Below are 23,900 nucleotides of genomic sequence, written 5' to 3' on the forward strand. Positions count from 1 at the left end.
CTTAAGGCAGAGCGGCCACCACCGACAGCTCGACCAGGATTTGCGGTTCGCACAGCTTGGCTTCGACCGTGGCACGGGCCGGCGCGACGCCTTTTGGCAACCACTTGTCCCATACCGCGTTCATGCCGGCGAAGTCGGCATCGATATCCTTCAGGTAGATCGTCACCGACAGCAGCTTGCTCTTGTCGGTACCCGCCAGATCCAGCAAACGCTCGATGTTGGCGAGGGCTTCATGAGTCTGGGTTGCAATCCCGGCGCTCATGTCGTCGCCGACCTGCCCAGCCAGATACACGGTACCGCTGTGAACAACGATCTGGCTCATACGCTCATTGGTGAGCTGGCGCTGGATTGCCATGTTTTGCAGTCTCCTGGGGCATTTTGCCATAACGGGAAATATCGAGGCCTTCGGCACTGATCTGTGGCGTTTTCTTCGCCATCAGGTCAGCCAACAAGCGACCGGAACCACAAGCCATGGTCCAGCCGAGCGTGCCGTGACCGGTGTTCAAGAACAGATTGCGGAACGAGGTAGCGCCCACGATCGGCGTGCCATCGGGCGTGGTCGGACGCAAACCGGTCCAGAAGCTGGCCTGCTCGAGGTCGCCGCCCTGAGGATAAAGATCGCCGACGATCATCTCCAGCGTTTCGCGTCGTTTCGGATTCAACGACAGGTCAAAACCGGCGATTTCCGCCATGCCACCCACGCGGATACGGTTGTCGAAACGGGTGATCGCGACCTTGTAGGTCTCATCGAGGATAGTCGAAGTCGGGGCCATGGCCGGGTTGGTGATCGGCACGGTCAGCGAATAGCCCTTGAGCGGGTAGACCGGCGCCTTGATTCCCAGCGGCTTGAGCAACTGCGGCGAGTAGCTGCCCAGCGCCAGCACGTAGCGGTCGGCGGTTTCCAGCTTGCCATCGATCCACACGCCGTTGATGCGGTCGCCCGCATGGTCGAGCCGCTGAATATCCTGGCCGAAACGGAATTCCACGCCCAGCTTGATGGCCATTTCGGCCAGGCGGGTGGTGAACATCTGGCAGTCGCCGGTCTGGTCGTTCGGCAGGCGCAGGGCACCGGCGAGGATATCGGTAACACTGGCCAGTGCCGGTTCGACCCGGGCAATGCCGGCGCGGTCGAGCAATTCGTAGGGCACGCCGGACTCTTTCAGCACCGCGATGTCTTTCGCCGCGCCATCGAGCTGCGCCTGGGTGCGGAACAACTGGGTCGTGCCCAGGCTACGACCTTCGTAGGCAATCCCGGTTTCGGCGCGCAACTCATCCAGGCAATCACGGCTGTACTCGGACAGACGGACCATGCGCTCCTTGTTCACGGCATAGCGACTGGCGGTGCAGTTGCGCAGCATCTGCGCCATCCACAGGTATTGGTCGATGTCGGCGGTAGCCTTGATCGCCAGCGGCGCGTGGCGCTGCAACAACCACTTGATCGCCTTGAGCGGCACGCCCGGTGCGGCCCAAGGCGAGGCATAGCCAGGCGAGACCTGGCCGGCGTTGGCAAAACTGGTTTCCATGGCGGCGGCCGGCTGACGGTCGACCACCACCACTTCGAAACCGGCCCGCGCCAGATAATATGCGCTGGCGGTACCAATGACGCCGCTACCCAATACCAGAACTCGCATGTGTCTATCCCTCAATCCGCGGCCAGCCGCCAGTGTTTAGTGTTCAAAACCAAGATGCGCGCAGTGTAAAAAACAATAGCCAGTGCTTTTCACTATATAAGTGCCTATATTTGGCGAGAATTCTCGGCACTAACGCTTTTGACGGAGTGGCATCCCCTAATGAGAACCAACCATCAGACTAAACGCGAGCTGGACAAGATCGATCGCAATATCCTGCGCCTCCTGCAGGCCGACGGACGCATCTCATTCACCGAGCTTGGCGAAAAGGTCGGCCTGTCCACCACACCCTGTACTGAACGGGTTCGCCGACTGGAGCGCGAAGGCATCATCATGGGCTACTACGCCCGATTGAACCCGCAACACCTCAAGGGCAGCCTGCTGGTGTTCGTCGAGATCAGCCTCGACTACAAATCGGGTGACACCTTCGAAGAATTCCGACGCGCCGTGCTGAAATTACCGCACGTGCTGGAATGCCACCTGGTGTCGGGGGATTTCGACTACCTGGTGAAAGCGCGGATTTCCGAAATGGCCTCCTACCGCAAACTGCTCGGCGACATCCTGCTCAAGCTGCCCCATGTCCGGGAATCCAAGAGCTATATCGTGATGGAGGAAGTGAAAGAGAGCTTGAACCTGCCGATTCCAGATTGAACGGCTGGCCCGTAGGCCGCTACACCAATACCTGCCGGGTACTGGCGATGTATTCGTGCACTTGCTGCTCGGCCCGTGGATGAATCAGCTCCACGGGACGTCGGCCATTGGGACAAGGCAGCGTCGCTGTCGTCCCGAACAGGCGGCAGATCAGCGGGCGCTCGTCATACACCGTGCAACCGTTCGGCCCCAGGTGCACGCAATTGAGCTCGTTCAGCGCCGCTTCCTGCTCGGCGGCGGTCTTGCGCGGCAAACGGGCCATTTCCTCGGAGGAAGTGGTCACCGGCCCACAGCAGTCGTGACAGCCCGGCACGCATTCGAAAGACGGAATTTGCTGGCGCAGAAAGCGGATTTTCTGACTGTTGCAGCTCATCGAACGACGACCGGAAAGAAGAATGAGCGTGGATTTTGCCTGAAAAAGCCGCCTCCGGCAGCAAACCCTGCTCCGTCGAAGCGACGGAACCTCGAAAACGCCATTGCCCGCTATAGGCGCTGGCTTGTCGGGACGCCGCATCGCAACGACGAGAGCCTTGGGCCAAGCGCCAGCCATCCTGAAACTATCGCCGGCAAGCCGGCCGGCCAGACGTTTCGCGCTAGGAACGCCAGAACGGTTTCACACCTTCTTCCCGGGCCTGTTCCGGGCTCAAGCCGATGTCGCGCAGTTCCTCGGGCGTGAGCGCAAGCAAGGCCTTGCGGGTACGCAGGCGATGCAAGACTAGGCCCATGAGGCCGAAGGCCGGCGGGCAGCGACGGGCGGAGGACGCCGTGATTGTCCGCTCGTGCTCACTCATCAATTCCTGACTGCGCAAAACCAGACGCACATCGCTTAAACCGTTCATTACCCGTGCTCCTTTGTTACTTGGTTGCCATGAGGACACAGAATGGAGGAACGGCAAAAACCATTACAGATTCAATCAATTTTTATTAATTCAATACAGAACTCGCCAAGGTGCGACTGAATCCTGTATTTTCGCTTTATCTGTACCGGCCAATGCTTTCCACCGTCCCCGAGAACCGCCCCATGCCCCTCTACGTCAACCTCGCCGAACTACTTGGAACCCGTATAGAACAGGGCTTCTATCGTCCGGGTGATCGCTTGCCTTCTGTACGGGCATTGAGTGTGGAGCACGGTGTCAGCCTGAGCACGGTGCAGCAGGCCTACCGTGTCCTGGAAGACAGCGGGCTGGCCCAGCCGAAACCCAAGTCCGGCTATTTCGTGCCTGTTGGTCGAGAGCTACCGGCATTGCCGGTGGTCGGGCGTCCCGCGCAACGCCCCGTGGACATCTCACAGTGGGAACAGGTTCTGGAACTGATCCGGGCCGTCCCCCGTGAGGACACCGTACAGTTGGGCCGTGGCATGCCGGATATCGACAGCCCGACCCTGAAGCCGCTGCTGCGCAGCCTGGCGCAGATCAGTCGCCGCCAGGACATGCCCGGGCTGTCCTATGACAATATCCACGGCAACCTCGGGCTGCGCGAGCAAGTGGCGCGACTGCTGCTCGACTCGGGCTGCCAACTCGGCCCCAGCGACCTGGTGATCACCACCGGCTGCCACGAGGCCCTGTCCACCAGCATCCGCGCCATCTGCGAGCCCGGGGATATCGTCGCGGTGGACTCCCCCAGCTTCCACGGCGCCATGCAGACCCTCAAGGGGCTGGGCATGAAAGCCCTGGAAATCCCCACCGACCCGATCACCGGCATCAGCCTCGACGCCCTGGAACTGGCCCTCGAACAGTGGCCAATCAAGGCCATACAGCTGACACCCAACTGCAACAACCCACTGGGTTACATCATGCCGGAGTCGCGCAAACGTGCCCTGCTGACCCTGGCACAGCGCTTCGACGTGGCCATTATCGAGGACGACGTGTATGGCGAACTGGCCTACACCTACCCTCGTCCACGCACCATCAAGTCCTTCGATGAAGACGGTCGCGTGCTGCTCTGCAGCTCCTTCTCCAAGACCCTTGCCCCCGGCCTGCGCATCGGCTGGGTCGCACCCGGCCGCTACCTCGAACGGGTGCTGCACATGAAGTACATCAGCACCGGTTCCACGGCGCCACAACCGCAACTGGCTATCGCCGACTTCCTGAAAAATGGCCACTTCGAGCCGCATCTGCGGCGCATGCGCAGCCAATACCAACGCAATCGCGACCTGATGATCGACTGGATCAGCCGCTATTTTCCCGCCGGCACCCGGGCCAGCCGCCCCCAGGGCAGCTTCATGCTTTGGGTCGAACTGCCCGAAGGTTTCGACTCCCTGCGCCTGAACCGGGCGCTGCAGGACCAGGGCGTGCAGATAGCGGTAGGCAGTATCTTTTCGGCCTCGGGCAAATACCGCAATTGCCTGCGCATGAACTACGCTACCAAGCCCACGCCGCAGGTCGAAGAGGCCGTGCGTAAAGTCGGCGCCGCCGCGATCAAATTACTGGCACAAAGCGAGAGCAATATCGATTGATCTTCACCCGCCAGACAGCGGCCATATACCGATACCTGCCATGACCCGGGACGATGATCGTTGAAAGCCTGTTTGCTACTCATTGCCCTGCTGTTGAGCGGATGCGCATCCCTCGATGCTCCACGGCTGCCCAGCCAGGCCAAGCCGGCGAGCGAGTCGACCTTCGGCCGTTCGATCCAGGCCCAGGCCGCACCCTGGCAGGGACGCTCGGGCTTTCACCTGCTGCCCAACGGCAGTGAAGCGTTCAGGGCCCGGGCCGAATTGATCCGCAATGCCCAGGTCAGCCTCGACTTGCAGTACTACATCGTCCATGACGGCCTGAGCACCCGCATGTTGGTGGAAGAACTGCTCAACGCCGCCGATCGCGGTGTACGGGTGCGCATCCTGCTGGACGATACCGCCAGCGACGGGCTCGACACGCTCATCGGCACGCTGGCCGCGCATCCGAATATCCAAATCCGCCTGTTCAATCCGCTGAACCTGGGTCGCGGCACCGGTGCCACCCGCGCCCTGGGTCGTTTGTTCAACCTGTCGCAACAACATCGGCGAATGCACAACAAGTTGTGGCTGGCCGACAACAGCGCGGCCATCGTCGGCGGCCGCAACCTGGGGGACGAGTATTTCGGCGCCCAGCCGGACCTCAACTTTACTGACATCGACCTGCTCGGCTTCGGCCCCGTGGCCGAACAGCTCGGGCACAGCTTCGACCAGTACTGGAACAGCGCCCTGAGCGCTCCCATCGGTGACTTCCTGTCCGACACATCGTCAGCGACGCGGCTGGCCAATGCCCGGCAACGGCTCAAGGACTCGCTGGGCAACTATCGCCAGCACAATACCGCCCTGTACCTGAAACTTCGGGCCTACAAGAGCGAACCGCACATGGACACCTGGCGCCGCGAGCTGATCTGGGCCTGGAGCCAGGCGCTGTGGGACACGCCGAGCAAGGTCCTGGCCAAGGGCGAGCCGGATCCACGCCTGCTGCTGACCACTCAATTGGCACCTGAACTGAGTAACGTTCACACCGAACTGATGATGATTTCCGCGTACTTCGTACCCGGCCAGCCGGGGCTGGTCTACCTGACCGGGCGCGCCGACGCCGGAGTCTCCGTCAGCCTGCTGACCAACTCGCTGGAGGCCACCGACGTGCCGGCCGTGCACGGCGGCTATGCGCCCTACCGCAAGGCACTGCTGGAACACGGGGTGAAGCTCTTCGAACTGCGGCGCCAGCCCGGGGAACGTGGTGGCAGCGGGCCACACCTGTTTCACAGCGCGTCCTACAAAGGCTCGGATTCCAGCTTGCACAGCAAGGCGATGATTTTCGACCGACAAAAATCCTTTATCGGCTCGTTCAACTTTGACCCACGCTCAGTGTTGTGGAACACCGAAGTCGGCGTATTGGTGGACAGCCCGGAACTGGCCGAACACGTTCGAACCCTGGCCTTGCGCGGGATGGCTCCAGCCCTGAGCTACCAGCCGCGGCTGGAGCGGGGACAGATTGTCTGGGTCACCGAGGACCACGGGCAACTCCACGAACTGCAGCAAGAGCCGGGCAACTGGTGGCGCCGGTTCAACGCCTGGTTCGCCAATCACATCGGTTTGGAGCGCATGCTCTGAAAGTTCGTAACAGCCATGAGCAGCCCTGCGCTTCTGGTACATGCCGTCGACCGGCTGCTCCTACAGAGTCCGTGTCGGCCCCATATTCGTGGTGACACACCGAGCCTTCGCGGACAACACCTGAACCTACAAAGACGTGGCCGGCCGTGCCGGGCCGAAGGCCCCCTGGCGCAATGCCAACACCAGCAAGCCCAACGCCCCGGCCGCCATGAACAACGGCAAGGCGTGGCCACTGATCCACTGGCTACCCGCCCCCGCCACCAATGGCCCAATCAGGCAGCCAATCCCCCACAGTTGGGCCACATGGGCGTTGGCCCGCACCAGCGCATCGTCGCGATAACGCTCACCGATCAGGATCAACGACAAAGTGAACAGCCCACCCGCGCTGGCCCCGAACAGCACCCACAGCGGCCAGATCAGCATGCTATCGATCAACAACGGCACCGCCAGGCTCGACAGCATCAGGGCCAGGGCGCAACCAGTAAACAGCACGCGCCGGGAAAGCCGGTCGGCCAAGGCGCCAATCGGCAGTTGCAACAAGGCGTCGCCTACCACCACGGTGCTGACCATCGCCAGGGCAATGTCCGCCGTGAAGCCCTGGCGCAGACAGTAAACCGGTAGCAACGTCAGAATCATCGCCTCGAAGGCAGCAAACAGCGAAATGGCCCAGGCAATGGCCGGCAGACTCCGACAGAAACCCAGCAAATCCATCAGGGTGACCCGACTGGACTCCGAGGTTGGCGCACCGCTGCGCCCCAGCAACAGCAGCGGCGCGGCCACCAGCAACCCCACGCCGACCCAGAAACCATAATCGCCCTCGGTGCCCACGGCGGCCAACAGTAACGGACCGGACAGTTGGCTCAACGCATAAGTGCTGCCATACAGGGCCACCAGGCGCCCGCGCCATTGCTCGACCACCAGTTGATTGATCCAGCTTTCGCCGAGAATGAAGACAATCGTCAGGATTACCCCGATCATCAGGCGCAACACCAGCCACACCGGGTAGCTGGGCAGTAGCGCCAGCAAACCGATGGACAAGGCACCGGCCCACAGGCAGAGACTCATCAGCCTGGCTGTGCCGAAGCGCGCCGCCAAATGACTGGAGACACTGGCCCCCAACAACACGCCAATGGCCGGCATCGCCGCCATAACGCCAATGGCAAAGGCGCCGTAACCCCAGCCCTCCAACCGCAAGGACACCAGCGGCATGCTCACGCCCAGTGCCAGCCCGACACTGAGTACCGAAGCCAGCACGGCGAAATAAGTCGCCCAACGCATGCACCACGCTCCTGTGGATAATTTCTGTTCAAGACAACACAGCCGGACTTCCTCATGGAGAGTCCGGCTGTGTCAGGGCGTCGTCCGATCATGTGCAAGCGTCGATCTGTAGGAGCTGGGCTTGTCGGATCGCCGCACCGTCGCGAAGGCGCCCCAAGGCCGCCAAAAGCTTCGCGGGCAATCGAACGTCGACCGGCCGCTCCTACAGGTTTCGGATCGCCCTCAGGATCGAATGCCTTACAGCTTGATCCAGGTCGACTTCAGCTCGGTGTACTTGTCGAACGCGTGCAGCGATTTGTCGCGACCATTGCCCGATTGCTTGAAACCACCGAACGGCGCGGTCATGTCGCCGCCGTCGTACTGGTTCACCCACACGCTACCGGCCCGCAGGGCCTTGGCGGTCAGGTGCGCCTTGGAGATGTTCGCGGTCCAGACCGCCGCCGCCAAGCCATACGGCGTGTCGTTGGCAATGCTGATCGCCTCTTCCACGCTGTCGAAGGCAATCACCGACAGTACCGGGCCGAAGATCTCTTCCTGGGCGATCTTCATCGCGTTGCTCACGCCATCAAAGATGGTCGGCTCGACATAGGTCCCACCGCTTTCCTGCAGGGTACGCTTGCCGCCGGCCACCAGCTTGGCGCCATCGGCATGGCCCGACTCGATGTACGACAGCACGGTGTTCATCTGCTGGGTATCCACCAGGGCGCCGACATTGGTGTCCGGGTCCAGCGGGTTACCCGGTTTCCAGGCCTTCAGCGCTTCAATCACCAGCGGCAGGAAGCGCTCCTTGATCGAACGCTCCACCAGCAGGCGCGAGCCGGCGGTGCAGACTTCGCCCTGGTTGAAGGCGATCGCGCTGGCCGCGGCTTCGGCGGCGGCCTGCAGGTCCGGGGCATCGGCAAAAACGATGTTCGGGCTCTTGCCACCGGCTTCGAGCCAGATGCGCTTCATGTTCGACTCGCCGGAGTAGATCATCAGTTGCTTGGCGATCTTGGTCGAGCCGGTAAACACCAGGGTGTCGACGTCCATGTGCAGGGCCAGGGCCTTGCCAACGGTGTGACCGTAACCGGGCAGCACGTTCAGCACGCCGGCCGGAATGCCGGCTTCAACCGCCAGGGCGGCGATGCGAATAGCCGTCAGCGGAGATTTTTCCGAGGGCTTGAGAATCACCGAGTTACCCGTGGACAACGCCGGGCCCAGCTTCCAGCAAGCCATCATCAGGGGAAAGTTCCACGGCACGATGGCCGCGACCACGCCCACCGGCTCGCGGGTCACCAGACCCAACTGATCGTGCGGTGTGGTGGCCACTTCGTCATAGATCTTGTCGATGGCCTCGCCGCTCCAGCTCAGGGCCTGGGCCGCGCCGGGAACGTCGATATGCAGCGAATCGCTGATCGGCTTGCCCATGTCGAGGGTTTCCAGCAGGGCCAACTCCTCGGCATTGACCTTCAGCAACGCGGCGAAACGAATCATTGCGGATTTGCGCTTGGCCGGGGCCAGGCGCGACCAGACGCCAGAATTGAACGTCACGCGGGCACTGTCCACCGCGCGCTGGGCGTCAGCCGCATCGCAGCTGGCCACGCGGGTCAGCAGACGGCCATCAACCGGGCTGATGCACTCGAACGTCTCATTCGAGACCGCGGCGGTGTATTCACCATTGATGTAGGCGCGGCCTTCAATCTTCAGCTCACGGGCACGTTGTTCCCAGTCAGCGCGAGTCAGGGTGGTCATTCGAGTGTCCTCCTCTTATTGAAATACTGGAGCCGTGCGCTCTTGCGCCAGCACCGTGCGGAATTCTGCCCAACGGGCCCTGATTTGGGCCAGCGGCGCTCACTACCCTAAACCAGCGGCACCTGAAGTTTCAATATATTCGACAAAATCTGGCCAAACGCCGTTGCCATGTTCGTTTTAATAAACATAGACTCGGTACTCTCGAGCACAGGCCCGCCAGCGCGGAGGAAGAACATCATGAGCATCCAGGACATCGTCGATTTCAGCGACGCCAATACCTCGCCGGAACGCTTCCGTCCGGCACCGGAGAAAGTGCTCAAGGGCGACCCCGAGCAGACGATCTACAACCACTATGGCAGTCCCTGCGGGCAGATGAATGCCGGCGTCTGGGAAGGTGCGGTGGGCCAGTGGACGGTGAACTATACCGAGCACGAGTACTGCGAAATCGTCCAGGGCGTCTCGGTGCTGCGCGACAGCGAGGGCAACGCCAAGACCTTGCGCGCCGGCGATCGCTTCGTAATTCCGGCGGGCTTCAAGGGCACCTGGGAAGTGCTGGAGCACTGCCGCAAGATCTACGTGGTGTTCGAGCAGAAGGTCTGATCAGGCTTGGACGCACCAGGACCTCGGGTCCTGGCTGGACTTCAGCGGGTAGGGAATATCCAGCTGGAGGTCATCGCGTTCGAAACGCAGACGCCCCTCGGCAGTTTCCTTGGACTCGGCCTCGGTCAGGGCCAGGATCCAGTAGAGATCTTCCCGGCCACAGTCCTCCTTGACGCGGGAGGCCACCGTCGCCGCCCGGAGATCGATACGACCATCGCTCAAGGCGAACCGGGCAACGACTCCGGTTTCAATCTTCTCGGGCAGCGCGGCGATACGGTAGGTATTCCCGAGACCGAAACTCCCCTGCATGGCCCCCTGCGGCACCAGCAGGCGCTTGCCCGTCGGATCATTGAAGCGATGCAGAAATGGCTCGAAGGCTTGCGCTGCCTGACGATTGGCCTCGGCAATTGCTGCTTGCAGGCGTCGCTCCAGGGACTCGTCAGGCGGGTTTTCAAGGGGCGAAATCGAATCCAGGAGTATCGACACAGGGATTTCTCCCCGAGCAACGCGAGGCAGCCAGTTCACACCTCGGCGATCGAGCAGATGCCCTGCCAGAGCACCCAGCGCATAACTTTCATGATCGGCGGCCAGATACTCGGTCTGACTCGATGGCCTCAGTTTCTCGAGCATCAGCGCTTGCCATTCGACAGTGCCCGGCTTCAGCCCGAGCGCCAGCAGTTGAGCAATCAACTCCACATATCGGGCGCCGCCTTCGGAGCGGTCGGTATTGCGAGTACGTGTTGACTCATCGGCATGCTCGCTTAACCAGCGGTGATACCAATAGCTGGCCCGCTCCATGCCATCGGCGTCCCCCTGGACCGCCGCCAGCAAGTGACGAATCATCTGGTTACGATACAACCGCGGCTCGGCGATGGCGGGATAGCGGATACTGCGCTCGGCACCCGGATGATGCGTCCAATCCGCCTCGGCGTAAAAGTGAAAGGCCTCGTGAGTCGCCAGGCTAAACAGCTCGGGGACCGCCAGCGGATCCTTCAGCCGCTGCATCTCATCCTTGGGCAACACTTCTCCCATCCCCACAAAGACAGCCGGACGACCTTGCCAGCGAAGCTTGTCGAACGACTTGTATTCATAGGACGGCCCCATCGCACTGACGGCCGCCATGTCGATCTCACGCCCGCCGTGAGCGTTCATCAGCCAGGCCCGCTGCCCATTGCTGGTCAACAGCTGGACATCCGCGAAGACACGGGTGACCTCGTTGAATTCAGCCAGCGCGGGCCAGGCGGCCAGCGTCGCCTCGGTCATCCTGCGCACATAGGCGTCCGTACCGGCCTGTGCATTCGGCACCGCCGCCGAAACCGCAGTACCACCCGCCGCCAGGACCACCAGCAGCAGAACTCCAAACATCCTCGCAATCATCATGAGCGCTCTCCACATCCGCGTCCTTTCGGTGTTTACCCAGTCTAGGAGAGGCGCAACGGGAAAAATGTAGGAATCAGCCACACCACAGGTAGGAGCCGCCGGAAAAAAGACGAAAAAAAACCCCGAACCAGTCGGGGTTTTTCTCGAAAAACAAAATCAATTACTTGATTTTGCCTTCCTTGTAGATCACGTGCTTACGAACAACCGGATCATATTTCTTGATCTCGATTTTGTCCGGAGTAGTGCGCTTGTTCTTGTCAGTCGTGTAGAAATGACCAGTACCGGCGCTCGAGATCAAACGAATCAATTCACGCATGATTTAGCTCCCTTATACCTTGCCATCGCGACGGAGTTCGGCCAGCACGACATCAATGCCGCGCTTGTCGATGATACGCATGCCCTTGGCGGATACGCGCAGACGCACAAAACGCTTCTCGGACTCGACCCAGAAGCGGTGATGCTGCAGGTTCGGCAGGAAACGACGACGGGTTTTGTTGTTTGCGTGGGAAATGTTATTCCCAGTCACCGGACCCTTACCGGTAACTTGACAGACTCTAGACATGCCTCAGCCCTCTAAAACCACATGCCCAACCCGGCATGGGTTGGCCGCTTAATCTCTCAGTCATTTGGCGCCAGGCGCCGCGTTTCTTTAAGGGTCTTACCGGCTACACCTACAAGCGAAGGAACCGGGCCCCTAGAAAAGAGCGCTGCTTTATACCAGAAAGACTCAGGTGCAACAACATCAAGTGCGATTAAAACCTCGGCGCGGCGCCGGGAATGAGCGGTCGGCACCCCAGCAACGGGGCTCGCGCCATGGAAGGCCGCTCGTCGCACAACACCTGCCGCCCGCCCAAAAGACCCACCAAACGCAGCGGTGAAATTTCCAGGGGAAGCAGGCAAACTGCAAAACCCGGTAAAAACGGGATAGTCAATTACCGTCCATACCTCTAGGGTAGGACTTTTCCAGACTGCACTCGCAGATGGGACAACGACCTGCAAAGGATACTGAATATGCGTCTCGCTGCCCTACCGCTATTGCTCGTCCCCTTCCTCGGGTTGCCGGCCCAGGCCGCCAGCTCCCTGAGCGTTTGCACCGAGGCCAGCCCCGAGGGGTTCGACGTGGTGCAGTACAACTCGCTGACCACCACCAACGCCTCGGCCGATGTGCTGATGAACCGCCTGGTGGACTTCGACACCGCCAGCGGCAAGCTGGTGCCCAGCCTCGCCGACAGTTGGACAGTGTCCGATGACGGCCTGGTCTACGACTTCAAGCTGCATCCGGGGGTGAAATTCCATCACACCGACTACTTCAGGCCGACCCGTGAGCTGAGCGCCGCCGACGTGCGCTTCAGCTTCGAACGCATGCTCGACCCGGCCAACCCGTGGCACAAGATCGCCCAGAGCGGCTTCCCCCACGCCCAATCGCTGCAACTGCCCGGCTTGATCAAACGGATCGAGGCCACCGACCCGCTGACCGTGCGTTTCACCCTGGACCACCCCGACTCGACCTTCCTTGCCGCGCTGAGCATGGGCTTCGCTTCGATCTATTCCGCCGAATACGCCGACAAGCTGATGGCCGCGGGTACCCCGGAAAAGCTCAACAGCCAGCCCATCGGCACCGGCCCGTTCGTGTTCGGACGGTTCCAGAAAGACGCCTCGATCCGCTACAGCGCCAACCCGGATTACTTCGCCGGCAAGCCGGCGGTCGACAGCCTGATCTTCGCCATCACCCCGGATGCCAACGTCCGCCTGCAAAAACTGCGGCGCAACGAATGCCAGATCGCGCTCTCGCCCAAACCCCTGGACGTCACCACGGCCAGTAAAGAACCGACGCTCAAGGTGGAAAAAACCGCGGCCTTCATGACTGCGTTCGTCGCCATCAACAGCCAGCATCCACCGCTGGACAAGCCGGAAGTGCGCCAGGCAATCAACCTGGCCTTCGACAAGACCAGCTACCTCAAGGCGGTCTTCGAAGAGACCGCCGAGGCGGCCAACGGCCCGTACCCGCCCAACACCTGGAGTTATGCCAAGGACCTGCCCGGCTACGCTCACGACCCGGAAAAGGCCAGGGCGCTGCTGGCCAAGGCCGGGCTCAAGGACGGTTTCCAGACCACCATCTGGACCCGCCCGTCGGGCAGCCTGCTCAACCCCAACCCGAGTCTTGGCGCCCAACTGCTGCAAGCCGATCTCGCCGAGGTCGGCATCCAGGCACAGATCCGTGTGATCGAATGGGGCGAGCTGATTCGCCGGGCCAAGGCCGGTGAACATGACCTGCTGTTCATGGGCTGGGCGGGTGACAACGGCGACCCGGACAACTTCCTGACCCCGCAATTCTCCTGCGCGGCGCTGAAGTCGGGCACCAACTTCGCCCGCTACTGCGATGCGGGTCTGGACAAGCTGATCAGCGCCGGCAAGACCACCAGCGAGCAAGGGGTCCGCACTAAGCTGTACGAACAGGCCCAGGCGCAGATCCAGCAGCAGGCGCTGTGGCTACCGCTGGCTCATCCGACGGCCTTCGCCTTGCTGCGCAAGAATGTCCAGGGTTATGAAGTGAGTCCGTTCGGGCGGCAGGATTTTTCCAAGGTCAGCGTAAAACCCTGATCGACACACGTTACGACAGCGGGCACGCCCTCCTGTAGGAGCCGAGCTTGCTCGCGATCGGGCGCGCAGCGGCCACAATCCGGCTGACGCGGTGCGCCAGATGCACCGCGTGCAGAGGTTTTACGACTGCTGCGCAGCCGATCGCGAGCAAGCTCGGCTCCTACAGGGGATCACGGTGCATCTCCGACCCCATCACATCCAGCCACGGTGCATCTCCGATCCCGTTACATCCAGCCACGCTCCATCATCGACAAGGGCTCGCCCTCGCCGACGATAAAGTGATCGAGCACCCGCACATCCACGAACTCCAACGCCGTTTTCAGGCGCTTGGTCAGTACATGATCGGCCTGGCTGGGCTCGGCAATCCCCGAAGGATGGTTATGACACAGGATCAAGGCCGCCGCATTGTGTGCCAGCGCCCGCTTGACCACCTGGCGAGGATAAACGCTGGTGCTGTCGATGGAGCCGTGAAACAGCGGCTCGAATGCCAATACCCGATGCTTGCTGTCGAGAAACAGGCAGGCGAACACTTCATGAGGCTCATGGCGCAGCATCGCCTTGAGGTAATCGCGCACGGCCCGCGGGCTTTCCAGCGCCGAGTCGCGTCGCAAGCGCTCGGCCAGATGCCGCCGGGCCATCTCCAGCACCGCCTGCAATTGCGCGAACTTCGCCGGCCCCAGTCCCAACTGACGGCCAAACGCCTGCTGGTCGGACTCCAGCAGACCGCGCAAGCTGCCAAACCGGCTCAACAAGTGCCGGGCCAGGTCCACCGCGCTCTTGCCGGAGACACCAGTGCGCAGAAAGATCGCCAGCAACTCGGCGTCCGAAAGACTCGCCGCGCCTTGTTCAAGCAACTTCTCCCGCGGCCGCTCCGCCGCCGGCCAATCACGAATACTCATGCCACCTCCCTGTCCTTTGGGCGCCGCTGTTCCCTGACGGTCGCTGTGTTATCTTAGCCCATCATTTTTACCCCCGATCCGGCCTGGGGAGGCGTCGTCGGGGGTAGCCATCACCGAACTAAAAGGCAGGTCTATGCAGCGGCTGTATCGGAAACGCATCGTTCTCGGCGTCGGCGGCGGCATTGCTGCCTACAAGAGCGCCGAGCTGGTTCGCCGACTCCTCGACCAGGGCGCCGAAGTGCGCGTGGTCATGACCCGCGGCGGTAGCGAGTTCATCACCCCGCTGACGATGCAGGCACTGTCCGGGCACCCGGTGCACCTGGACCTGCTCGACCCGGCCGCCGAAGCGGCCATGGGCCATATCGAGCTGGCGAAATGGGCCGACCTGGTGCTGATCGCGCCGGCTACCGCCGATCTGATCGCGCGCCTGGCCCAAGGCATTGCCGACGACCTGCTGACGACCCTGGTGCTCGCCACCGACGCCATCGTCGCCGTCGCCCCGGCCATGAACCAGGCGATGTGGCGCGACCCGGCCACCCAGGCCAACAGCCAGTTGCTGCAAAGCCGCGGCCTGAAAGTCTTCGGTCCGGCCTCCGGCAGCCAGGCCTGCGGCGACGTTGGCCTGGGCCGCATGCTCGAAGCCACGGACCTGGCGCAGTGCGCCGCCGATTGCTTCCAACACTTGGCCATGACCGGCAGGCACGTGCTGATCACTGCCGGCCCGACCCAGGAAAACATCGACCCGGTGCGCTACATCACCAACCACAGCTCGGGAAAAATGGGCTTCGCCCTGGCCGAGGCTGCCGTCGAAGCCGGTGCCCGGGTGACCCTGATCACCGGCCCGGTGCACTTGCCGACCCCGGACCGGGTCACCCGCATCGACGTCGTGAGCGCCCGCGACATGCTTGCCGCCTGCGAAGCCGCCATGCCCTGCGACCTGTTTATCGCCTCGGCGGCAGTCGCGGACTACCGCCCGGAAGTCGTTGCCCCGCAAAAACTCAAGAAAGACCCTACGAACGGCGACGGCCTGCTGCTACAGATGGTGCGTAACCCGGACATCCTGGCCACTATTGCCAGCCGCCCCGACCGTCCGTTCAGCGTCGGTTTCGCCGCCGAAACCGAACATCTGCTCGATTACGCCGCGCGCAAGCTCAAGGACAAGAACCTCGACCTGATCGTCGCCAATGACGTGGCCAACCCCAGCATTGGCTTCAACAGCGAGGAAAACGCCTGCAGCGTGATCGACCGAGCGCTCCACGCGACGCTCTTCGCCCAGACCAGCAAGGGCAAGATTGCCCGCCAGCTGGTTTCCTTTATCGCCGAACGACTGAACCAGGTTTAATTTTCATGCACGCTTTGCAAGCCAAGATCCTCGACCCACGCATCGGTGGCGAATTCCCGCTGCCACAGTACGCCACGCCCGGCTCCGCCGGCCTCGACCTGCGCGCCATGCTCAAGCAGGACACCGTACTGGAACCGGGCCAGACCTTGCTGATCCCCACCGGGCTGTCGGTGTACATCGGTGATCCAGGTCTCGCCGCCCTGATCCTGCCGCGCTCCGGTCTGGGTCACAAACACGGCATCGTGCTGGGCAACCTGGTGGGCCTGATCGACTCCGACTACCAGGGCGAACTGATGGTTTCCTGCTGGAACCGTGGCCAGACCGCCTTCAACATTGTCGTCGGCGAGCGCATCGCCCAGCTGGTGCTGGTGCCGGTGGTACAGGCGCACTTCGAACTGGTCGAAAGCTTCGACGAAAGCCAGCGCGGTGCTGGCGGATTCGGGCACTCGGGAAGCCATTGACCTAAGCTGTTCCAGGCCCGGTCCGAACGGCGCGCGCTGAACTTCAGGATGAACCTCGCGGAGGCAGTATTTGAAAGGCTTCAAGCGCAGTGCAAAGACCATCGACGGTCACGAAAGCAACGGCCACGCGCCTGCAAACGATGCCGCCAGGCCCTTGTTACCGGGACTGCAGTTGGCCTTGGGAGGGTTGGCCATGGCCGCCGCACTCCTCTGGTTTGGCGCGATAGGGCCCTGGAACCAGACACTGCGCACCAACCTGGCGCAGACTCCGGGCGCCGTGGCGGCAGCAGGCCTGAGCCAGGCAAGCGCCGATCTCATCGCCCAGACCGAGGCCGCGGCACAGGACCCCTCGCTGCTCAAGGCCCTGCAAAGCCAGAGCACCGACCAGGTAAAGGCCGCCGAAGCCGGCCTGCGCTTCGCCAACGGCCTGGTGGATGCCCAACTGTATCTACCGGGCCAGGCCCAGCCGACCAGCGACCGCGTGGCCCCCTTGAACTTCTCGGCGCTGGACCTGATCACCCGAGCCGAACGAGGTACCCGTCCGGCACCGGAGGCCTACAAGATCGGCCAACGCTGGCTGGTCTATAGCGTAGCCGCGCTCAAGGCCTCTTCGGAAACACCAGGCGGCACACTGCTGCTGGTCTTCGACCTGCAACGACTGCTCCAACCCCTGGCCTCCTGGCATCCGGAAACCGGCGAGCTGCGCCTGACGCAGAGCGTTCTCGGCAGCCCGGAGCAGGTACTGGACCAGCGCGGAACGGGGACCGAGAACGAAAGCTATGCCTTTGGCGCCGGCAATCCGAACTGGGTACTGAAGTTCAGCCCCGGCCCCTTACTCAAACTGCCCTATCCGCTGAGCGCCTACGCGATCACCCTGTTGGCTGCCCTGTTCGCCTTCGGTGGCGCCCTGCTGGGCATTTACCTGACCCACAAACGCCAGCAAGACCGCCTCGACGGCGATGTCCGACAGCTGGAGCAACTGTTTCGCGAACTCTCCGGCGGCAAAGCCGTCAAAGCCTTCAGCTTGAGCCTGCCGGCCCTCAATGGACTGGCTCAGGAACTGGCGCGCTTTTCGTTGCGCAACGGTCACCCCGAGCCTGTCCCAGCCGGCATTGATCCAGGCATTGCGGTCCGCGGTACCCCGACGCCGATCCAGCCCGCCACCTCAGGTGCCGCCTGGACCGATCCGCTATTCCAAGATACCGATTTTCTCGATATCGACATTCTCGACGAACACCAGGACTTCCTGGGAACGGAGCCACCCCACGCCATGAACAGCAGCGCACCCGTCATCCCGACATTCCCGGACAGTATTTTCCGCGCCTACGACATCCGCGGTACGGTCCCCGAGACCCTGAACGGCGAAACCGCCTACTGGATCGGCCGCGCCATCGGCGCGCAGAGCCTGGCCCAGGGCGAACCCAACGTTTCGGTCGGCCGTGACGGCCGCCTGTCCGGGCCGGAGCTGGTCCAGCAACTGATCCAGGGCCTGCACGACAGCGGCTGCCATGTCAGCGACGTCGGCCTGGTGCCGACCCCAGCGCTGTATTACGCCGCCAACGTACTGGCCGGCAAGTCCGGGGTCATGCTCACCGGCAGCCACAACCCGTCGAACTACAACGGTTTCAAGATCGTCATCGCCGGCGACACCCTGGCCAACGAACAGATCCAGGCCCTGCACACCCGACTCAAGACCCATGACCTGAGCAGCGGCAAGGGCAGCATCGAGAAGGTCGACATCCTCACCCCTTACTTCGAGCAGATCCGCAACGACATCGTGTTGGCGAGGAAACTCAAGGTCGTGATCGACTGCGGCAACGGTGCCGCCGGGGTCATCGCGCCCAAGCTGATCGAAGCCCTGGGCTGCGAAGTCATCTCGCTGTTCGAGGAAGTCGACGGTCACTTCCCCAACCACCACCCGGACCCGGGCAAACCCGAGAACCTGGTGGACCTGATCGCCAAGGTCAAGGAAAGCCATGCCGACCTGGGCCTGGCCTTCGACGGTGATGGCGACCGCGTGGGCGTGGTGACCAACACCGGCAACATCGTCTTCCCCGATCGCCTGCTGATGCTGTTCGCCAAGGACGTGGTGGCGCGCAACCCGGGCGCGGACATTATTTTCGACGTCAAATGCACCCGGCGCCTGACCCCCTTGATCCGCGAATACGGCGGTCGCCCGGTGATGTGGAAAACCGGTCATTCGCTGATCAAGAAAAAAATGAAGGAAAGTGGCGCCCTGCTCGCCGGCGAAATGAGCGGCCACATCTTTTTCAAGGAGCGCTGGTTCGGTTTCGACGATGGCATCTACAGCGCCGCGCGCCTGTTGGAGATCCTCAGCCAGGAGAAATCCAGCGCCGAGGAGTTGTTCGCGACCTTCCCGAACGATATTTCCACGCCGGAAATCAATATCAATGTGACTGACGAGGGCAAATTCAGCATCATTGACGCACTGCAAAGCGATGCCGACTGGGGCGACGCCAACCTGACCACCATCGACGGTGTGCGGGTCGACTACCCCAAGGGCTGGGGCCTGGTACGCGCCTCCAACACCACGCCGGTGCTGGTATTGCGCTTCGAAGCCGACACCGAAGTCGAATTGCAGCGTATCAAGGACGTGTTCCACGCCCAATTGAAACGTGTTGCCCCTGATCTGCCACTACCGTTCTGACCTTCGGGCGGTGTAAAAGCATAGCCTTTGCACCGTCCGACCACTTGTGCCACCGGAGCCCTGAATGACCCTCGAACGCGATGCCGCCGCCAATACCGCCAAGGTTCTTTCCGAAGCGTTGCCTTACATCCGCCGATACGTCGGCAAGACGCTGGTAATCAAGTACGGCGGCAACGCCATGGAAAGCGAAGAGCTGAAAACCGGTTTTGCCCGTGACATCGTGTTGATGAAAGCGGTGGGGATCAACCCGGTGGTGGTCCACGGCGGTGGTCCGCAGATCGGTGACCTGCTCAAGCGCCTGTCCATCGAGAGCCACTTCATCGACGGCATGCGCGTGACCGACGCCCAGACCATGGACGTGGTGGAAATGGTCCTCGGCGGGCAAGTGAACAAGAGCATCGTCAACCTGATCAACCGTCACGGCGGCAGCGCCATCGGCCTGACCGGCAAGGACGCCGAGCTGATCCGGGCGAAAAAGCTCACCGTCACGCGCCAGACCCCGGAAATGACCCAGCCGGAAATCATCGACATCGGCCAGGTCGGCGAAGTGGTCGGGATCAACACCGATCTGCTGAACCTGCTGGTCAAGGGTGATTTCATCCCGGTCATCGCGCCGATCGGCGTCGGTGCCAACGGCGAGTCCTACAATATCAACGCCGACCTGGTGGCGGGCAAGATCGCCGAGGCCCTGAAGGCCGAGAAACTGATGCTGCTGACCAACATTGCCGGCCTGATGGACAAGCAAGGCAAAGTCCTGACCGGCCTGAGCACTGCCCAGGTGGATGACCTGATCGCCGACGGCACCATCTACGGTGGCATGCTGCCGAAGATTCGTTGTGCGCTGGAAGCGGTACAGGGCGGTGTCGGCAGTTCGCTGATCATCGACGGTCGCGTACCGAATGCGGTACTGCTGGAGATTTTCACCGATACCGGCATGGGCACCCTGATCAGCAATCGCAAGCGCCCCTGACCAGGCCGAAACCCATACTCGAAAACGCAACAAACCCCGTAGATACCGTTTGACCCAAACATCGCGCTTGCGCGATGAGGGTCAAGACGATATCTACAGGATGTGCGTCGTATACAAGATTGGCGTTCGGTTCCTACAGGGATCGTGTTGACCGAGAGATGAGTCAAGACTCAAGACGGTACGACAAGATTGACGTTGGCCACACCTCAGTGCGTCAACTGCTCCACCCGCGCCCGATCCACGGCGAACTCCTGCTGCGCCTGGACCCGTGCCGCCTGGTATTTGGCAATGTCCGCCCTCATCCGCGCCTGTTCGTCCCGCAGCGCGGTGAGTTGCCCCAGCAACTGCGGCGCCACCTCGTGCCCCGCCCGCTCCTGCTCCGCCGCCTGGCCTTGCAAGCCGGCCTGCTGCGCCAGCAAGGCCTGAAGATTGGTCTGGACGCTCGCGATCATCGTATCCAACTCGGCGAATTTTCGAGCCTGGGCCTTGTCGACCTCAATGACGCTGGAATAGCGCTGTAACAGCAATGCATTGGCCTCGGCCTCGGCTTTCTGCGCCCGCAGATGGGCAAGCTCCTCGGCCGTCGGAGCGGGTGCCACCGTCCGCACTACCCGCCCCCGTGAATTCAAGACCTGATAGCCCTTGCCCACATACTCCGGAGGAACCTGGCGATCGAGCACCGTGACGCCCTTGCTGTCGACATAGCGGTACAGCAGAACGCCAGAGGCATCCTCTGCCTGCGCGGCAAAGGACAGGCAAAGCAGCAGGGGCAGCCAGCGATACGCGAGGCGCAAGAGGGATCAGACCCCGTATTGCGCGCGATAAGCCTCGACCGCAGGCAAATGCTGCTTGAGCTGCTCATCGTCGGCCAGGAACTGCAGGACCTGGGTCAGGGACACGATGCTGACCACCGGGATCGCGAAGTCGCGCTCGACTTCCTGGATCGCCGACAGCTCGCCATTCCCGCGCTCCTGGCGGTTTAGCGCGATCAGCACGCCGGCAGGCTTGGCGCCCTGGGCCTGGATAATCTGCATTACCTCGCGAATCGCGGTCCCGGCGGTGATCACATCGTCGATGATCAACACATCACCCACCAGCGGCGCGCCCACCAGGCTGCCGCCTTCGCCGTGGGCCTTGGCTTCCTTGCGGTTGAAGCACCAGGGCAGATCCAGTCCGTGATGCTCGGCCAGGGCCACGGCGGTGGCCGCTGCCAGGGGGATGCCCTTGTAGGCCGGGCCGAACAGCACGTCGAACGAAATTCCGCTCTCGATGATCGCCGCGGCATAGAAACGCCCCAGCTGGGCCAGGGCCGAACCGCTGTTGAACAAGCCGGCATTGAAGAAGTATGGGCTGGTACGCCCGGACTTCAGAGTGAACTCACCGAAGCGCAAAACCCCGCGATCGATGGCAAAACGAATGAAATCGCGTTGATACGCCTGCATGAAAAAAGCCCCAAATACCACGGATTTAGCTAATTAGGTAGACCTTGGGGTATCATACACGCACGTGATTTTTGGGGCCATTTATGCGGATCATCAGTGTGAACGTCAATGGTATTCAAGCCGCAGTCGAGCGTGGTTTGCTCAGTTGGCTGCAGGCCCAGAATGCCGACGTCATCTGCTTGCAGGACACCCGCGCCTCCGCCTTTGAACTGGACGATCCAGCCTTCCAACTGGATGGCTACTTCCTTTATGCCTGCGATGCCGAAGTCCCCGCCCAGGGTGGCGTGGCTCTGTATTCGCGGTTGCAACCGAAGGCTGTCATCAGCGGTCTCGGTTTCGAGACGGCAGACCGCTACGGGCGCTACCTGCAAGCCGATTTCGACAAGGTCAGCATCGCGACCTTGCTGCTTCCCTCGGGGCAGAACGGCGATGAAGACTTGAACCAGAAGTTCAAGCTTATGGACGACTTCGCCCGCTATCTGGACAAACAGCGGCGCAAACGTCGTGAGTATATCTATTGTGGTTCGCTGTACGTCGCGCAACAGAAGCTGGATATCAAGAACTGGCGCGACAGCCAGCAATCCCCGGGCTTCCTGGCGCCGGAACGGGCCTGGATGGACGAGATTGTCGGCAACATGGGTTATGTCGACGCCCTGCGCGAAGTCAGCCGCGAAGGTGACCAGTACAGCTGGTGGCCGGATAACGAACAGGCCGAGATGCTCAACCTCGGCTGGCGTTTCGACTATCAGTTGCTGACCCCGGGCCTGCGGCGTTTCGTGCGCAGCGCGCGCCTGCCACGCCAGCCGCGCTTCTCCCAGCATGCGCCGCTGATCGTCGACTACGACTGGACGCTGACCATCTAAGCGTCTTTTCGCAGTGACAAAAAAGCCGACTTCGCGTCGGCTTTTTTGCCTGTCGGCACCAGGAGCTACTTGATCGGCCGCCAGGTGAAGGGATAGCGGTAAGCCACGCCCTCATTGGCCTTGACCCCGGCAATGATGGTCAACACCACCGCCGCGATCACCAGCAAGCCGAACAGCGGAATACCGATCAGGACGAACATCAGCGGAATACAGACCATCGCCGCCACCGCCACGGTGATCTGGAAATTCAGTGCCTCCTTGCCCTGGGCGTCGATGAACGGGTCCTGCTCGCGCTTCATCTGCCACAGGATCAGCGGTCCGATCAGGCTGCCAAACGGAAACCAGTAGCCGAGAAACGCCGACAAATGACAGAACATCGCCCATTGCCTGACTTCCTGGCTCGGTGCGGGTACGGGCAATTGCTCGTCACTCATGGCGTTCTCCTGATCCTGGCAAAAGTCCGAACACTCAGTCAGCCAGCACGGCGTTCTGCAGTTCGAAGATTTCGTTCATGCCTTTTTGCGCCAATGCCAGCATCGCGCTCAGATCCTCGGGGTGGAACGGCGCGCCTTCGGCGGTGCCCTGGACCTCAATGAAGCCACCAGTGCTGGTCATGACCACGTTCAGGTCGGTTTCGGCCGCCGAGTCTTCCAGATAGTCCAGGTCGAGCACCGGCTCGCCCTGGTACATGCCCACCGATACCGCGGCGATCATCTGCTTGAGTGGGCTGCCACCCTTCAGGCCGCCACGCTTCTTGATCACGCCCAGGGCGTCGACCAGGGCCACCATGGCACCGGTGATGGAGGCGGTACGGGTACCGCCGTCGGCCTGGATCACATCGCAGTCGACATACAGCGTCACGTCACCGAGCTTGGACATATCCAGCGCGGCCCGCAGCGAACGGCCGATCAGACGCTGGATCTCCAGGGTGCGACCACCTTGCTTGCCGCGGCTCGCTTCACGTTGGTTACGTTCGCCGGTGGCGCGCGGCAGCATGCCGTATTCGGCGGTCAGCCAACCCTGGCCCTGGCCCTTGAGAAAGCGCGGCACGCCGTTCTCGACACTGACCGTGCAAATCACTTTGGTGTCACCGAACTCGACCAGTACAGATCCCTCGGCGTGTTTGGTGTAGTTGCGGGTGATGCGGATCGAGCGGAGCTGATCGGCAGCGCGACCACTTGGACGTTTCATCTGGGAATACCTGTACGAGGGCGGAAATCTACGGAGCATTATAGAGGCCAGGGCCTGTGCTGGGCACCTCTAAATACCGGACATCCCCACCCCACCTTGTAGGAGCAGCCGGTCGCTGCTCGATTG

The 23,900-nt window shown here is 61.9% G+C and carries 24 protein-coding genes; 10 read left to right on the forward strand and 14 right to left on the reverse strand.

Features of this window, described 5'->3' with window-relative positions; translation table 11 throughout:
• Window position 1: 1 nt before the first annotated feature.
• The gene (locus PFEN_RS29900) at window positions 2–355 is read right to left on the reverse strand and encodes a RidA family protein (protein ID WP_191490157.1); all 354 of its coding nucleotides are present in this window, start codon (window positions 353–355) and stop codon (window positions 2–4) included.
• Window positions 327–1,631 (reverse strand): D-amino acid dehydrogenase, encoded by a 1,305-nt coding sequence (dadA, locus tag PFEN_RS29905; RefSeq protein ID WP_191490158.1) that lies wholly within the window; start codon window positions 1,629–1,631, stop codon window positions 327–329. Before dadA ends, PFEN_RS29900 begins: the two co-directional genes overlap by 29 nt.
• Before the next feature lie 159 nt (window positions 1,632–1,790).
• Between dadA and PFEN_RS29910 the strand changes: the two genes are divergently transcribed.
• On the forward strand, window positions 1,791–2,279 hold the full coding sequence (locus PFEN_RS29910; protein ID WP_191490159.1) for an Lrp/AsnC ligand binding domain-containing protein: 489 nt from the start codon (window positions 1,791–1,793) through the stop codon (window positions 2,277–2,279).
• 19 nt (window positions 2,280–2,298) lie between these two features.
• Here PFEN_RS29910 and PFEN_RS29915 read toward each other — a convergent pair whose 3' ends face one another.
• Window positions 2,299–2,652 (reverse strand): YkgJ family cysteine cluster protein, encoded by a 354-nt coding sequence (locus PFEN_RS29915; RefSeq protein WP_191490160.1) that lies wholly within the window; start codon window positions 2,650–2,652, stop codon window positions 2,299–2,301.
• A gap of 220 nt (window positions 2,653–2,872) precedes the next feature.
• On the reverse strand, window positions 2,873–3,118 hold the full coding sequence (locus PFEN_RS29920; RefSeq protein WP_191490161.1) for a DUF1127 domain-containing protein: 246 nt from the start codon (window positions 3,116–3,118) through the stop codon (window positions 2,873–2,875).
• A 182-nt stretch (window positions 3,119–3,300) separates the two neighbouring features.
• On the opposite strand from PFEN_RS29920, the gene PFEN_RS29925 reads away from it, so the two are divergent.
• Entirely contained in the window at window positions 3,301–4,734 is a 1,434-nt protein-coding gene (locus tag PFEN_RS29925; RefSeq protein WP_191490162.1) for a PLP-dependent aminotransferase family protein, read from the forward strand.
• A gap of 60 nt (window positions 4,735–4,794) precedes the next feature.
• Window positions 4,795–6,348: a phospholipase D family protein gene (locus tag PFEN_RS29930; protein ID WP_191490163.1), complete on the forward strand. Its 1,554-nt coding sequence runs from the start codon at window positions 4,795–4,797 to the stop codon at window positions 6,346–6,348.
• 126 nt (window positions 6,349–6,474) lie between these two features.
• Here the strand turns inward: PFEN_RS29930 and PFEN_RS29935 are convergent, their stop codons facing one another.
• Both PFEN_RS29935 and PFEN_RS29940 read right to left on the reverse strand, forming a co-directional pair.
• Window positions 6,475–7,626, reverse strand: a complete 1,152-nt coding sequence (locus PFEN_RS29935; RefSeq protein ID WP_191490164.1) for an MFS transporter — start codon at window positions 7,624–7,626, stop codon at window positions 6,475–6,477.
• A 237-nt stretch (window positions 7,627–7,863) separates the two neighbouring features.
• The gene (locus PFEN_RS29940; protein ID WP_191490165.1) at window positions 7,864–9,357 is read right to left on the reverse strand and encodes an aldehyde dehydrogenase; all 1,494 of its coding nucleotides are present in this window, start codon (window positions 9,355–9,357) and stop codon (window positions 7,864–7,866) included.
• 237 nt (window positions 9,358–9,594) lie between these two features.
• On the opposite strand from PFEN_RS29940, the gene PFEN_RS29945 reads away from it, so the two are divergent.
• Complete coding sequence (locus PFEN_RS29945; RefSeq protein ID WP_191490166.1) at window positions 9,595–9,957, forward strand: cupin domain-containing protein; 363 nt, start codon at window positions 9,595–9,597, stop codon at window positions 9,955–9,957.
• Here PFEN_RS29945 and PFEN_RS29950 read toward each other — a convergent pair whose 3' ends face one another.
• The 3 genes from PFEN_RS29950 to rpmB form a co-directional block, all read right to left on the reverse strand.
• Window positions 9,958–11,322 (reverse strand): hypothetical protein, encoded by a 1,365-nt coding sequence (locus tag PFEN_RS29950; protein WP_224771089.1) that lies wholly within the window; start codon window positions 11,320–11,322, stop codon window positions 9,958–9,960.
• Between the two features lie 175 nt (window positions 11,323–11,497).
• The gene (rpmG, locus tag PFEN_RS29955; RefSeq protein ID WP_003177274.1) at window positions 11,498–11,653 is read right to left on the reverse strand and encodes a 50S ribosomal protein L33; all 156 of its coding nucleotides are present in this window, start codon (window positions 11,651–11,653) and stop codon (window positions 11,498–11,500) included.
• 12 nt (window positions 11,654–11,665) lie between these two features.
• On the reverse strand, window positions 11,666–11,899 hold the full coding sequence (rpmB, locus tag PFEN_RS29960) for a 50S ribosomal protein L28 (RefSeq protein WP_007921114.1): 234 nt from the start codon (window positions 11,897–11,899) through the stop codon (window positions 11,666–11,668).
• A gap of 449 nt (window positions 11,900–12,348) precedes the next feature.
• Here rpmB and PFEN_RS29965 point away from each other — a divergent pair, with 449 nt between their 5' ends.
• A complete protein-coding gene (locus tag PFEN_RS29965; protein ID WP_191490168.1) occupies window positions 12,349–13,938 on the forward strand; it encodes an ABC transporter substrate-binding protein in 1,590 nt (529 codons plus the stop codon).
• Window positions 13,939–14,162: 224 nt separating this feature from the next.
• On the opposite strand, the gene radC is transcribed toward PFEN_RS29965, so the two are convergent.
• Window positions 14,163–14,837 (reverse strand): RadC family protein, encoded by a 675-nt coding sequence (radC, locus tag PFEN_RS29970; RefSeq protein ID WP_191490169.1) that lies wholly within the window; start codon window positions 14,835–14,837, stop codon window positions 14,163–14,165.
• Between the two features lie 133 nt (window positions 14,838–14,970).
• On the opposite strand from radC, the gene coaBC reads away from it, so the two are divergent.
• The 4 genes from coaBC to argB all read left to right on the forward strand — a co-directional run bounded on the left by coaBC (window position 14,971) and on the right by argB (window position 20,278).
• The gene (gene coaBC, locus PFEN_RS29975; protein WP_191490170.1) at window positions 14,971–16,179 is read left to right on the forward strand and encodes a bifunctional phosphopantothenoylcysteine decarboxylase/phosphopantothenate--cysteine ligase CoaBC; all 1,209 of its coding nucleotides are present in this window, start codon (window positions 14,971–14,973) and stop codon (window positions 16,177–16,179) included.
• A gap of 5 nt (window positions 16,180–16,184) precedes the next feature.
• On the forward strand, window positions 16,185–16,640 hold the full coding sequence (gene dut, locus PFEN_RS29980; RefSeq protein WP_191490171.1) for a dUTP diphosphatase: 456 nt from the start codon (window positions 16,185–16,187) through the stop codon (window positions 16,638–16,640).
• 1,270 nt (window positions 16,641–17,910) lie between these two features.
• Entirely contained in the window at window positions 17,911–19,308 is a 1,398-nt protein-coding gene (locus tag PFEN_RS30930) for a phosphomannomutase/phosphoglucomutase (protein ID WP_224771097.1), read from the forward strand.
• A 64-nt stretch (window positions 19,309–19,372) separates the two neighbouring features.
• Window positions 19,373–20,278: an acetylglutamate kinase gene (gene argB, locus PFEN_RS29990; RefSeq protein WP_191490173.1), complete on the forward strand. Its 906-nt coding sequence runs from the start codon at window positions 19,373–19,375 to the stop codon at window positions 20,276–20,278.
• Between the two features lie 206 nt (window positions 20,279–20,484).
• On the opposite strand, the gene PFEN_RS29995 is transcribed toward argB, so the two are convergent.
• Window positions 20,485–21,072, reverse strand: a complete 588-nt coding sequence (locus PFEN_RS29995) for a DUF4124 domain-containing protein (protein WP_191490174.1) — start codon at window positions 21,070–21,072, stop codon at window positions 20,485–20,487.
• 6 nt (window positions 21,073–21,078) lie between these two features.
• Complete coding sequence (pyrE, locus tag PFEN_RS30000) at window positions 21,079–21,720, reverse strand: orotate phosphoribosyltransferase (protein WP_191490175.1); 642 nt, start codon at window positions 21,718–21,720, stop codon at window positions 21,079–21,081.
• 83 nt (window positions 21,721–21,803) lie between these two features.
• On the opposite strand from pyrE, the gene PFEN_RS30005 reads away from it, so the two are divergent.
• Complete coding sequence (locus PFEN_RS30005) at window positions 21,804–22,583, forward strand: exodeoxyribonuclease III (RefSeq protein ID WP_003176915.1); 780 nt, start codon at window positions 21,804–21,806, stop codon at window positions 22,581–22,583.
• A gap of 65 nt (window positions 22,584–22,648) precedes the next feature.
• Here PFEN_RS30005 and PFEN_RS30010 read toward each other — a convergent pair whose 3' ends face one another.
• Both PFEN_RS30010 and rph read right to left on the reverse strand, forming a co-directional pair.
• Window positions 22,649–23,017 carry a DUF4870 domain-containing protein gene (locus tag PFEN_RS30010; protein ID WP_191490176.1) on the reverse strand — a complete coding sequence of 123 codons (369 nt, stop codon included), beginning with the start codon at window positions 23,015–23,017 and terminating at the stop codon, window positions 22,649–22,651.
• A 34-nt stretch (window positions 23,018–23,051) separates the two neighbouring features.
• Window positions 23,052–23,774 carry a ribonuclease PH gene (gene rph / locus PFEN_RS30015; RefSeq protein WP_191490177.1) on the reverse strand — a complete coding sequence of 241 codons (723 nt, stop codon included), beginning with the start codon at window positions 23,772–23,774 and terminating at the stop codon, window positions 23,052–23,054.
• Window positions 23,775–23,900: the final 126 nt, after the last annotated feature.

It is taken from the genome of Pseudomonas sp. FEN (assembly GCF_904067045.1).
Classification (GTDB): domain Bacteria; phylum Pseudomonadota; class Gammaproteobacteria; order Pseudomonadales; family Pseudomonadaceae; genus Aquipseudomonas.

Excerpts from the sequence above, each read along its gene's own strand:
- PFEN_RS29900 (WP_191490157.1), bottom strand. The coding sequence starts at position 355 with ATGGCAATCCAGCGCCAGCTCACCAATGAGCGTATGAGCCAGATCGTT.
- dadA (WP_191490158.1), bottom strand. The coding sequence starts at position 1,631 with ATGCGAGTTCTGGTATTGGGTAGCGGCGTCATTGGTACCGCCAGCGCA.
- PFEN_RS29910 (WP_191490159.1), top strand. The coding sequence starts at position 1,791 with ATGAGAACCAACCATCAGACTAAACGCGAGCTGGACAAGATCGATCGC.
- PFEN_RS29915 (WP_191490160.1), bottom strand. The coding sequence starts at position 2,652 with ATGAGCTGCAACAGTCAGAAAATCCGCTTTCTGCGCCAGCAAATTCCG.
- PFEN_RS29920 (WP_191490161.1), bottom strand. The coding sequence starts at position 3,118 with ATGAACGGTTTAAGCGATGTGCGTCTGGTTTTGCGCAGTCAGGAATTG.
- PFEN_RS29925 (WP_191490162.1), top strand. The coding sequence starts at position 3,301 with ATGCCCCTCTACGTCAACCTCGCCGAACTACTTGGAACCCGTATAGAA.
- PFEN_RS29935 (WP_191490164.1), bottom strand. The coding sequence starts at position 7,626 with ATGCGTTGGGCGACTTATTTCGCCGTGCTGGCTTCGGTACTCAGTGTC.
- PFEN_RS29940 (WP_191490165.1), bottom strand. The coding sequence starts at position 9,357 with ATGACCACCCTGACTCGCGCTGACTGGGAACAACGTGCCCGTGAGCTG.
- PFEN_RS29945 (WP_191490166.1), top strand. The coding sequence starts at position 9,595 with ATGAGCATCCAGGACATCGTCGATTTCAGCGACGCCAATACCTCGCCG.
- PFEN_RS29950 (WP_224771089.1), bottom strand. The coding sequence starts at position 11,322 with ATGTTTGGAGTTCTGCTGCTGGTGGTCCTGGCGGCGGGTGGTACTGCG.
- rpmG (WP_003177274.1), bottom strand. The coding sequence starts at position 11,653 with ATGCGTGAATTGATTCGTTTGATCTCGAGCGCCGGTACTGGTCATTTC.
- rpmB (WP_007921114.1), bottom strand. The coding sequence starts at position 11,899 with ATGTCTAGAGTCTGTCAAGTTACCGGTAAGGGTCCGGTGACTGGGAAT.
- PFEN_RS29965 (WP_191490168.1), top strand. The coding sequence starts at position 12,349 with ATGCGTCTCGCTGCCCTACCGCTATTGCTCGTCCCCTTCCTCGGGTTG.
- radC (WP_191490169.1), bottom strand. The coding sequence starts at position 14,837 with ATGAGTATTCGTGATTGGCCGGCGGCGGAGCGGCCGCGGGAGAAGTTG.
- coaBC (WP_191490170.1), top strand. The coding sequence starts at position 14,971 with ATGCAGCGGCTGTATCGGAAACGCATCGTTCTCGGCGTCGGCGGCGGC.
- dut (WP_191490171.1), top strand. The coding sequence starts at position 16,185 with ATGCACGCTTTGCAAGCCAAGATCCTCGACCCACGCATCGGTGGCGAA.
- PFEN_RS30930 (WP_224771097.1), top strand. The coding sequence starts at position 17,911 with ATGAACAGCAGCGCACCCGTCATCCCGACATTCCCGGACAGTATTTTC.
- argB (WP_191490173.1), top strand. The coding sequence starts at position 19,373 with ATGACCCTCGAACGCGATGCCGCCGCCAATACCGCCAAGGTTCTTTCC.
- pyrE (WP_191490175.1), bottom strand. The coding sequence starts at position 21,720 with ATGCAGGCGTATCAACGCGATTTCATTCGTTTTGCCATCGATCGCGGG.
- PFEN_RS30005 (WP_003176915.1), top strand. The coding sequence starts at position 21,804 with ATGCGGATCATCAGTGTGAACGTCAATGGTATTCAAGCCGCAGTCGAG.
- PFEN_RS30010 (WP_191490176.1), bottom strand. The coding sequence starts at position 23,017 with ATGAGTGACGAGCAATTGCCCGTACCCGCACCGAGCCAGGAAGTCAGG.
- rph (WP_191490177.1), bottom strand. The coding sequence starts at position 23,774 with ATGAAACGTCCAAGTGGTCGCGCTGCCGATCAGCTCCGCTCGATCCGC.